The organism is Phenylobacterium sp., assembly GCF_035276905.1.
Classification (GTDB): domain Bacteria; phylum Pseudomonadota; class Alphaproteobacteria; order Caulobacterales; family Caulobacteraceae; genus Phenylobacterium.
This window is the reverse complement of sequence record NZ_DATELG010000147.1, coordinates 1-9413: the sequence shown is the minus strand read 5'-3', so window position 1 is coordinate 9413 and position 9413 is coordinate 1. Positions and strand designations below refer to the sequence as shown.

9 protein-coding genes and 1 pseudogene are annotated in these 9413 nt (G+C 65.8%); 4 read left to right on the top strand and 6 right to left on the bottom strand.

Features of this window, described 5'->3' with window-relative positions:
- Together VJS38_RS06735 and VJS38_RS06730 are read left to right on the top strand one after the other, a co-directional pair.
- A pseudogene (locus tag VJS38_RS06735) lies at positions 1–110 on the top strand (IS5/IS1182 family transposase); the annotation flags it as partial.
- Positions 111–465: 355 nt separating this feature from the next.
- Complete coding sequence (locus tag VJS38_RS06730; RefSeq protein WP_324087386.1) at positions 466–1041, top strand: NADPH-dependent FMN reductase; 576 nt, start codon at positions 466–468, stop codon at positions 1039–1041.
- Positions 1042–1100: 59 nt separating this feature from the next.
- Here the strand turns inward: VJS38_RS06730 and VJS38_RS06725 are convergent, their stop codons facing one another.
- Genes VJS38_RS06725 through VJS38_RS06715 form a run of 3 tightly spaced genes read right to left on the bottom strand, consistent with a single transcriptional unit; the run spans position 1101 to position 5574 of the window.
- On the bottom strand, positions 1101–2048 hold the full coding sequence (locus tag VJS38_RS06725) for an aldo/keto reductase (protein ID WP_324087385.1): 948 nt from the start codon (positions 2046–2048) through the stop codon (positions 1101–1103).
- A gap of 32 nt (positions 2049–2080) precedes the next feature.
- Positions 2081–3334 (bottom strand): MFS transporter, encoded by a 1254-nt coding sequence (locus VJS38_RS06720; RefSeq protein WP_324087384.1) that lies wholly within the window; start codon positions 3332–3334, stop codon positions 2081–2083.
- Positions 3335–3381: 47 nt separating this feature from the next.
- A complete protein-coding gene (locus VJS38_RS06715; protein WP_324087383.1) occupies positions 3382–5574 on the bottom strand; it encodes a TonB-dependent receptor in 2193 nt (730 codons plus the stop codon).
- A 351-nt stretch (positions 5575–5925) separates the two neighbouring features.
- Here VJS38_RS06715 and VJS38_RS06710 point away from each other — a divergent pair, with 351 nt between their 5' ends.
- Positions 5926–6273, top strand: coding sequence for a putative quinol monooxygenase (locus VJS38_RS06710; RefSeq protein WP_324087382.1), 348 nt, complete (start codon positions 5926–5928; stop codon positions 6271–6273).
- Between the two features lie 29 nt (positions 6274–6302).
- On the opposite strand, the gene VJS38_RS06705 is transcribed toward VJS38_RS06710, so the two are convergent.
- The 3 genes from VJS38_RS06705 to eno form a co-directional block, all read right to left on the bottom strand.
- Positions 6303–6569 (bottom strand): hypothetical protein, encoded by a 267-nt coding sequence (locus tag VJS38_RS06705; protein ID WP_324087381.1) that lies wholly within the window; start codon positions 6567–6569, stop codon positions 6303–6305.
- Positions 6570–6750: 181 nt separating this feature from the next.
- Positions 6751–7245, bottom strand: coding sequence for a carboxymuconolactone decarboxylase family protein (locus tag VJS38_RS06700; protein ID WP_324087380.1), 495 nt, complete (start codon positions 7243–7245; stop codon positions 6751–6753).
- A 307-nt stretch (positions 7246–7552) separates the two neighbouring features.
- Positions 7553–8872 carry a phosphopyruvate hydratase gene (gene eno / locus VJS38_RS06695; RefSeq protein ID WP_324087387.1) on the bottom strand — a complete coding sequence of 440 codons (1320 nt, stop codon included), beginning with the start codon at positions 8870–8872 and terminating at the stop codon, positions 7553–7555.
- Positions 8873–9056: 184 nt separating this feature from the next.
- Here eno and VJS38_RS06690 point away from each other — a divergent pair, with 184 nt between their 5' ends.
- The gene (locus VJS38_RS06690; RefSeq protein ID WP_324087379.1) at positions 9057–9410 is read left to right on the top strand and encodes a nuclear transport factor 2 family protein; all 354 of its coding nucleotides are present in this window, start codon (positions 9057–9059) and stop codon (positions 9408–9410) included.
- Positions 9411–9413 lie beyond the last annotated feature (3 nt).

Genomic DNA, 9413 nt, shown 5'->3' with positions numbered 1-9413 from the left:
GCCGCAACCGGCGACTGGCCAAGGACTTCGAGGAGACCATTGAAAGCTCCACCGCCTGGCTCCTAATGGCCTCCGTTCAACTCATGGCCCGACGGATCGCAAACCCATGATGTCCCTCGAAAACATTATGAGTCAGACTCTTACGGAACGGCCAGGCGTTTCCGCTCAGAAGACCCAATACAGGGATGATGTAGTCGCGGCGGCGCGGCGCTAAATCGATGCTAACGGGCCGCCCTTGTCGAAGGCGAGCATCTCCGCGCCAGCGCCTCCCCGCTTCTCCCTAAAGTGCGCGCCGCCAGCGCCAGGCAAGTCGCCCGCGGGTTACTTCATGTCCCGGCCACATCTGGCGGATGCCTCATAACGAAAGGAAATTAGCGTGATCAGACAGGCCTCGGCACAGTCGAAAGCCCTGAGACAGGGCGGCGCCCCGCCGCCAACAGCGGCTTGAGGAATCGAGAAATGCCTATGAACAAACCGCGCTTGCTTGGCATCTCCGGAAGTCTGCGGAGCGGCTCGTACAACACAGCGATCCTCAACACCCTCGCCGAGGCAGTCGCGGACCGCGCCACCATGGCGACCTTTCAGCTGGACGAGGTGCCGCTCTACAACGCCGACCTCGACACCCAGACGCCGCCGCCCGCCGTCGCCGCGCTGCGCCGCGAGATCGCCGAGGCGGACGGGATCGTCATCGCCGTCCCGGAGTATAACCACGGCGTCTCGGGGGTTCTGAAGAACGCCCTCGACTGGGCGTCGCGCCCCTTCGGAAGATCCACGCTCACGGGCAAGCCGATTCTGACCCTCACCTCCTCCCCGGCCTTTACGGGCGGCGTGCGCGCCCAGGCGCAACTGAACGAAACCCTCACGTCCATCGGCGCGATCCTCATCCTACGCCCGCAAACCGTGATCGCGTCGGTCCACGAGAAGATCAAGGACGGTCGACTCGTGGACGCGCAGACCACGACCTTCCTCCTGGCTGGCGTCGCCGATCTGCTGCGCGACATCGACCGCACAGCGCACATCGTCGCCCTGGAGCAGGCCTGAGCATCAATCGACCGTCGCCGCTTATCGCGGTCGACATCATGCTTCAATAGCGGCAGCCGTCAGTTCAAAGACCCGAGCACAACCGCCAGGTCCGCGACCTCCTGGGCGTCGAGCCGCCAGGCCGACGAGGCGTGAACATTCGCCAAGATCTGCCCTGGGCTCGTGGCGCCCGCGATGACGGACGACACCGGCGCCAGGTGCAACAGCCAGGCGAACGCAAGTTCAAGGATCGAGCGGCCCCGCGCCTCCGCCCACTGGGTGAGGACCGCAACACGGTCAAGATTTACGTCGGACAGCGTCTGCCGGCCCCGTTCGCCCCAGTTCGCCAGCCGCCCGTCTCCCGGTGGCGCCCGGCCACGCCGGTACTTGCCCGTGAGCAGGCCCGAGGCGAGCGGGAAGTAGGGCAGGAAGCCGACGCCGAAACGCTCGCAGGCCGGCAGGACCTCCTTGGCGGCGTCCCGCTCCAGGAGGGAGAGCAGGTTCTGCGTCGAGACAAAACGCGTCAGGCCTAGATCGCGCGCCGTCCAGTCGGCGTCGGCGATCTGCCAGCCGCAAAGATTCGAGCTGCCAACATATCGTACCTTGCCCTGGATGATCAGGTCGTCGAGGGCCCGCAACGTCTCGTCGAGCGGCGCGCCGGGGTCCGGCCAATGAAGTTGATAGAGATCGATGTAGTCCGTGCCCAAGCGCCGCAGGCTCGCCTCGCAGGCTTCGATGATCCAGCGGCGCGAGGCGCCGCGGCGGTAGGGCGAGCCGTCGATCGGACTTCCGAACTTGGTCGCGACGATCACATCCTTGCGCCGCGCGCCGAGCGCTGCGCCGAGATAGGTCTCGGAGTGGTTCTCGCCGTAGACGTCGGCCGTGTCGAACAGGGTGATCCCGGCCTCGTACGCCGCGTCGACGACGGCGCAGGCCTGCTCCGGCCCGATCCGCATGCCGAAGTTGTTGCATCCCAGGCCGAGCTCGCTGACGAGCAGGCCGGACGCCCCGAGCCGTCTTAGCTGCATGGATCACCTTAATTTGGAAGGAGAGGACTGGATCACGCCCGCCCTTCGTTCGACAGGACAGGCCCCTGCGGTTCGTGGACGCGCCCATGGAACAGGTACGGGCCGAGCCTGGTCAGCGCCAGCGGCGCAAGAAGCAGCGCTATGGCGCTGCCCGCCAGCGGGACGACGTAGTCGCCGGTCGCCGCGTAGGCGAAGCCGAACGCGGCCGCCCCTACCGACTGGCTCAGAATCCAGAAGAAGAACGCGAGCCCGTAGGTCTTGCCGAAATCTTCCGGCGCGAAGTAGCGCGTGCACAGGTAGCCGATGAGCCCGATTTCCGCCCCCCCGGCGCAGCCCGCGACCGCGGCGCCGGGGATGATAGCCCAGCCGGTTCCGAACGCCAGCACCAGGAAGCCGCAGGCCGCCGCCCAGCTCAGCGCAATGCCCGCCAGGACTGGCCGCGTACGATCGATGAAGTGGCCGAACACCAGGGCGGTCACGACGAGCATCAGATTGGGAAGAGCGTTGAACGCGGTCGCCTGCTGCAGGGACACGCCGCGGTCCATCAGCATCGGGATGTAGTGCACCGCGAGGCCGGCGCACGCGACGCCGATCGCGCAGGCCGGCGCGACCATGGCCCAGAACTGCGGGCGCCGCAGGATGTCCACCAGCGAGGATCCGCCGAAGCCGCCGGCTCGCGCCGCCGGCGCAGCGTCGCGCGGGACGACGGCCAGCAGCACGGGCACGGTGCCCAGCACCATCAGCACGCCGAGCCAGACATAGGTCCCGCGCCAGCCCACCGCTCCGATCAAGACGGCGGCCAGCATGGGCATGACCGCTCCGCCGATCCCGCCCGTCGTGCTGAGCGCGCTCAAGGCGAGGCCGCGCCGTCGGTGCACCACCATCGTGACGATCTTGCTCCACGCCGTCGGCGCCGCCGCCGCGCTGGTCAGTCCCAGGAGCACGTAGAGCGCGGTGAGCGCGGCGAGGTTCGACGCCATGGCGGCGCAGGCCAGCAACGCTCCACTGAGGACCAGGCAGGGTATCAGCACGCGGCGGACGCCGTAACGGTCGAGCATGACCCCGTAGACCGGCGACACTGCGCCTTGGAACAGCAGATGCAGCGACAGCGCGAGCGACAGATGTCCCCGGTCCGTATGCATCGCCACGCTGAGCGGCACGAGCAGCGCCCCGAAGGTCTGGACGATCAGTGGATGGTTGATGAAGAGGCGGGCGAACAGCACGCCCCCCACGACCGGAGCCCAGTGTCGACGGACCGTCGCTCGCCCCTGCACGTCAGGTTCCATCGGAGACTCCGTGGCCATTCGACTGGTCAGAGGCGACGGCGGCGGCATCAGAACCTCACGCCGAAGCTGACGCCCGCCGTCAGCGGCAGGTCGGGGTAGTAGAGGTCCGACCCGCCGGTGATGACGTTGGCCTCGATCTTTTCGTTGAGGAGATTGCGGCCCCAGATGCGCGCTGTGTAGCGTTCATCACGCGAGCGCCAGGTGATGGAGCTGCTCAGCAGATGGTACGGCTTCTGCCTCAGGCGTCCGTCCGGGTCCCAGGAGAAACCGCTGTTGTAGGCGTCGTTGACGGCGAAGGTGAGCCGGCCTCGGTCGGCGAGGTCGACCTTGTAGGTGGCCGCGACGTTGCCGGTGAAGCGGGGCGCGCGCGGCATGGCGGCGCCTGAGAGGTTGCAGTTCACGGTGGCGTTGCCGCCAGCCGGCGCGGCGAGCGGCACCGTGCAGGGCGCGCTGTCGAAGCTCTTGAAGTGGGCGTCCAGGTACTCGAAGCCGCCGCTCAGGGTCAGGTCACCCAGGGCGGCTTCGAAATCGACGTCCGCGCCCTTCATTTGCGACGTCGCCGCATTGAACAGGATCGTGCCAAAGGTGCAGCCCGACGGCCCGCAAAGCTGCATCGTTCCGCTCTTGAGCTGGATGTCCTTGTAGTCCTCGTTGAAGAGCGAGGCGTTCAGACGCAGGCGCTTGTCGAACAGCTCCGACTTGACGCCGACTTCATACAATTGGACCACCTCGGGATTGACCGGCGGATTGGCGAAGGCGCCCAGATTATAGACGCCGCTCTTGAAGCCGCGGCTCGCCGCCACATAGCCCATCAAGTTGTCGGCGAAGTCGTGGTCGAGCGAGGCCCGCCAGGTCATCTTGCTCCACTGTTTCGAGTCTGGCGCCCCCACCGAAGCCAGCCCGGCTTCGTAGGTCTTGAACCCGCCGATCGCCGCCTGACCGGCGACCTCCTTCTCGTCCGTCGTGTATCGGACGCCGAGCGTCAGCCGGGTGGCCGGAAGCACGGTCTTGGTGCCTTGGGCGAAGACAGCCCACGACTTCGTGGTCTGCTGAGCCGCCTGATTCTGCGTAAGCGGGGCGCCAGCCACGAAGGCCGCAGACGTGGCGGCGCTATAGCGGCGGTCTCGGGCGCGGTCCTTCAGAAGATAGATCCCAGTCACCCACTGAAAGTCCGCCCCCTTCGGCGCCTGCAGCTGCAACTCATCGGAGATGGTGTCGCCCGACTCCGTGAGATGGAAGAAGCCGGGGGTGTTCGCCACGGTTCCAAGGCCCGGCGTGAGCAACTGGGTGAATACGTCGGAGTCCAAGCGGGTGTAGCCAAGCAGGTTCTTCACCCGCGCCCAGCCCAGGTCGTGCTCGATGGTCAGCGCGCCGGTGAGGGTCGAGCGCGTACTGGGGATATCCGGATCCGCCACCGGCAACGTCCAGAAGCCAAGATAGCCGACGCCTTTGCCTGCCGGGCGGGAGCCGTCCGGCGTGCCGATCCGCGTGCCGAGGTCGTCCTTGGAATAGTCGCCGATGAGTTCGAGGGTGATGCGCGTGTTCTGGCCCGGCTCCCAAAGCCATTTGTTCAGGCCACTGATCGATTTCGCTTTCCCGAACCGGTGACCGGGGGTGAGGGTCTTGCCGTAACCCTCGGCGCGGTTCTCGAAGTTGAGCGCCAGATTGGCGGCGAGATCGTCGCCGAAAGACCGGCTACCGTAGGCCGAGGCGGTCAAGGTCTGAAACGTTCCGTAGCCGATTTCGGCGTTCCCTTCCGAGCCGCCGAAGCTGGGGGTCTTGGTGATCAGCTGGATCAGCCCCCCGGTCGCGTTTCGACCGAAGAGCGTGCCTTGCGGGCCCTTGAGCACTTCGACGCGATCGATGCTGCCGAGCGAGAACAAGCCCGACGCGGGGTGCATCAGATAGACGCCGTCGACGTAGATCGCGGTCGGCGATTCCGCGCTGATGTCGCCAAGAGTCTGGCCCACGCCACGGATGAACGGCTGGCCGTTCGACACGCTCTTGGTGAACACGAGCCCGGGCACCACGCTCGTCAGATCGCGCGCGCCGGCGACGGCCGACTGGGCGAGCCGGTTCGCCGTCACGGCGCTGATCGCCATCGGCACGTCCTGGAGGTTGGCCTCCCGCTTTTCGGCGGTGACGGTGATCTCTTCGACGGTGTTCGACTCCGACGGCTTCGGCGCGGATTGCGCCCGCACGGTGTGCGGCGCCATCGCCAGCATTGAGACGGCAGTCATTAGGATGGCGCGCGAAGGCCAGTTGTTCATTGTTTCCCCCCTGTCGGGCCTTATTCAGTTGCCTAAGACTGAACCGGGGCTTGCGCGGCACTACATGAAAACCTGTTATGGACATACAGACCGCCCTCATTGAGAATCGCCCCTTCTCAACTGGATTCTACGCCAGCAGTATCCACATAAGTTATTGTTTTTATGCGGCTTATGTGAAACTCCGCGAGACAGAAACCGCCCGCGCGCCGCTCTGAAGTTATGCGCCGCGACGTGAATTCATCATTGCCACGGCGGCGCGCCTGCTAGGGCCTGCAGCGCTGAGAGCCACGATGGTCGCCGGGCGCTCGGCGGAGACCGCACATGAACTTCGGAATGGTTGTCACCTTGCGGGTCCGGGAGGGCCGCGAGGCCGAATATCGCGCCGCCATGACGGAATTGGCCTCGTTCGTCGCCGCCACCGAGCCCGACACCCTGCTTTACGCCCCCTTCCAGACGCGGGGCCAGATGGGCATCTATGTCGTCCTTGAGCTCTACAGATCGGAGGCGGCGCACAAGGCGCACCTGCAGAACATACAGGGGCTTGCGTGCTTCGCCCGGCTCGCCGAGCTCATCGCTGAGCGCACATGCGTACTGAGCCTGGACCCCCTGGGGGATACGCCGAATTCCGAGTTGGTCGGCGCAGAATTCCGACATTGCTCTTTGGAGTGACGCGCGCCTCGCAGGGCAGGCGAATTTTCCTATGCGCGCTGCAGCACCGTCTCGTCGAAGCGCTCGCCGCGCCGGCCCAACACCAGGTCGCCCGCCCGCAGCGGCCCAGATCCGCTCGACGGATATGGGACGCCCACGACCGCGACGAAATCCCCCGCGAGGGTTTGGCGCACGTGCAAATAGGACGCGCAGCCGGCTCTCTGGTGCGCCAGCACCGCATTGCGCACCCTGTCCGGATCGAGGCCGCAGCGTCCGGAGAGACGGGCTGCACGCCGCACCAAGGTTCGCAGAGACATCGGCTCCCATTCCGTATCGATCAACTCGAGGGTGCGTGAGCGAATGGAGCCCGGTTGGATCGGACAAGGGCGACCGTTCCAAATCACAAAATGGCCCGCCGGAGTCCGGGCTATAGCGTCGGCAAGCGCGTCATCCGACAAATCATCGAAGACGATAGACTGATACCGCGCCATCACGCCCTCAAAGCCGCTCTAGGTTCGGTTCGATCTGCAGCGCCGCGGCGCCGGTGATCCGCGCAGTCATGTTGTACCAGCCGATGCTGAACAGCAGCGCCAGGCTGCGCTGGTCCCCCAGTGTGGCATGAACCTCTTCCCAGACGGGTTGGGCCACCTGCTCGGGCGCGCGCGTCGCATCCCGAGCCAAGCGCATCACCGCCCTCTCGAGAGGGGAGAACATGTCCGAAGCTTCGAAGTCCCAGACCGCTTCCAACTTCTCGCGCGGGACGCCCAGGCGGCGCGCCATGTTCCAGTGCCGGGTGTGCTCGTAGCGGTTACCCAACGTCAGGCACGTCATCACGATCGCCAATTCACGGAGCGTCGGATCGAGTCCGCACCCATCGCGCACCACGTCGGCCATATCGATGAAGGCTCGCAGAATGTCCGGACAGTTCGCGAGGAGGGCGAAGACATGCGCATTCGCCACCCGCCCTCGCCGCTCGTCCAGGAAGGCGAACATCTCGGGCATCGTTTCGCGCGTCTGCAGAGGCAGGCGGCAGGGCCTCTCCCGCGGCGCCGCCGCTCGCTCTCTCGTCGCCGGGCCCGCCTGGGGCGAGTGGCTATCGGGCGCGATCGGCATACACGGCTCTCCTGGTTGGAAGGCGGAGCGCCATTCGGGCGGCTCCAGTCGCCAGCCAAGTTCGCCACTCTTCCGCCGTGGCGCTAATTTCCTTTCGTTATGAGGCGGCCAAGATCGTCACGAGGGCGGCGGCGGACGCGAGAACAATGGGCGTCGTCACATTCAACACCATGGCCATAGGCGCTTTTCATGCACTGAGGCCGGGCTCAGCTAAAGCTTCACGCCTTGCGCGGAAGCCGGACAAGCCGGCGAACGGAGCCGCGGCCTCCTCCTCGATGCGCAAAAGCTGATTGTATTTGGCCAGCCGCTCGGAATTCCGAACCGAGCCGATCTTGATCTGGCCGGCGCCGATGCCGACCGCCAGATCGGCGATAAAGCTGTCTTCAGTCTCTCCGGAGCGGGCCGATACGACGGTCGCGTAACTGGCGGCTCTGCAGACGGCGACTGCAGAAAGGGCGCCGGTCAGCGTTCCGTTCTGATTGAGCTTGATCAGTGCGGCGTTAGCGGCTTGGCGACGGACGCCGAGCTCGATCCGTTCGGCGTTCGTGACGAATAGGTCGTCGCCGACGATCTGGACATCCGGCAGCGATCTTGTGAATGCGGACCAGTTATCCCAATCATCCTGGTCAAGAGCGTCCTCGATCGACAGGATCGGATAGCGGCGTGCGAGTCCGGCGATAAAGGCGGCCATCTCGGGCCCGTCGAGCTCCAGGCCCTCCCCTCGCAAGAGGTATCGACCGTCGCTGAAGAGCTCGCTCGCAGCCACGTCGAGAGCGATCGCCGCGTCGGCTCCAGGTCGCAACCCGGCGGCCTCGAAGGACCGCATCATCAGGTCGAGCGCCTCGTCCGCACGCCCATAGCCCGGGCTGAGGCCCCCTTCGTCCGCAAGCAGGGTGGTCCGGCCCTCTGCATGCATCAGGTCCGCCGCAGCCGTACGGACCCGCGAGATCATACTCAGCGCTTCGGAATAGGTTTGCGCGCCAATCGGCGCCACGAGGAAGTCCTGCAGATCCATCCCTCTGCCGGCGTGGGCTCCCCCGCTCAGAATGTTCGTCATCGGCATCGGCAACGAGATCGCCGCCCCTGCCAACTCGGCGATGTAGCGAAAGAGCGGCACGCCGTGATGCGCCGCAGCAGCCCGGGCGGCGGCCATGGAGACCGCCAGGATGGCGTTGGCGCCGAGGCGCATCAGCGGCGCCGTCCCGTCGAGGTCGCGCATCAGATCATCGAGAACCTTCTGCTCGCGCGCGTCGACGCCCACGATGGCTCGAGCAATCTCACCGTTGACGTTGGCGACGGCCATCCGCACGCCAAGACCGCCGTAGTCGCCCGCCTCCCGATCGCGCAGCTCCCAGGCTTCGTACCGTCCCGTCGAGGCCCCCGACGGCGCAGACGCTCGCCCCAGACTTCCGTCCTGGAGCCGCACGTCGGCTTCGACCGTCGGCCGGCCGCGACTATCTAGAACCTGCCGAGCACGGACGGCTTGGATCTTTGATGAGAGAGACATCCGCGAGCTCCGATTGTATCGATTTGCACGCTCTAACACTTGCTTTCGGCCGGCGCGGCCAGGATCGCCGCATGGCCATGACCGCATTTTATGCCGGCCAGCGTTCGCTGATCGCCTCTTCTCCACACCATCAAAGCCGGGGAATTCTACGATGGATGCAAAATGCCCTAACGCTGCGGCCGACGTGACCGCGATCTGCGCTCTCGAAAACTTGCGCTGCGACCTGATCAGCAATGGAGACACAAACGGCTTAGCCGAACTGCTCACCGACGATTACGTCCACGTGCACGCCACGGGCCGTATTGATGACAAGACCGCGGCGCTGAAGTCCTTCGAGGCGCGTCCCCGCCGCTGCAGCCGTGGCGAACTGGTGGTGCGGCTTATGGACGATGTCGCCGTCGTGATCGGGCCGCAAGTGAACATCATGCCGCGTGGAGACGCCGCCGCCGAGGACGCGACTCTTATTGTGACCACAGTTCTGCGGCGCGAAGCCAGAGGCTGGCGCATGGCCTCGTTCCACGGCTGCCGGCAAGGCTGAGGG

Bases quoted from the DNA above. Each gene is read 5' to 3' on its own strand.
- VJS38_RS06730 (WP_324087386.1), top strand. From the start codon at position 466: ATGAACAAACCGCGCTTGCTTGGCATCTCCGGAAGTCTGCGGAGCGGC.
- VJS38_RS06725 (WP_324087385.1), bottom strand. From the start codon at position 2,048: ATGCAGCTAAGACGGCTCGGGGCGTCCGGCCTGCTCGTCAGCGAGCTC.
- VJS38_RS06720 (WP_324087384.1), bottom strand. From the start codon at position 3,334: ATGGAACCTGACGTGCAGGGGCGAGCGACGGTCCGTCGACACTGGGCT.
- VJS38_RS06715 (WP_324087383.1), bottom strand. From the start codon at position 5,574: ATGACTGCCGTCTCAATGCTGGCGATGGCGCCGCACACCGTGCGGGCG.
- VJS38_RS06710 (WP_324087382.1), top strand. From the start codon at position 5,926: ATGAACTTCGGAATGGTTGTCACCTTGCGGGTCCGGGAGGGCCGCGAG.
- VJS38_RS06705 (WP_324087381.1), bottom strand. From the start codon at position 6,569: ATGTCTCTGCGAACCTTGGTGCGGCGTGCAGCCCGTCTCTCCGGACGC.
- VJS38_RS06700 (WP_324087380.1), bottom strand. From the start codon at position 7,245: ATGTTCGCCTTCCTGGACGAGCGGCGAGGGCGGGTGGCGAATGCGCAT.
- eno (WP_324087387.1), bottom strand. From the start codon at position 8,872: ATGTCTCTCTCATCAAAGATCCAAGCCGTCCGTGCTCGGCAGGTTCTA.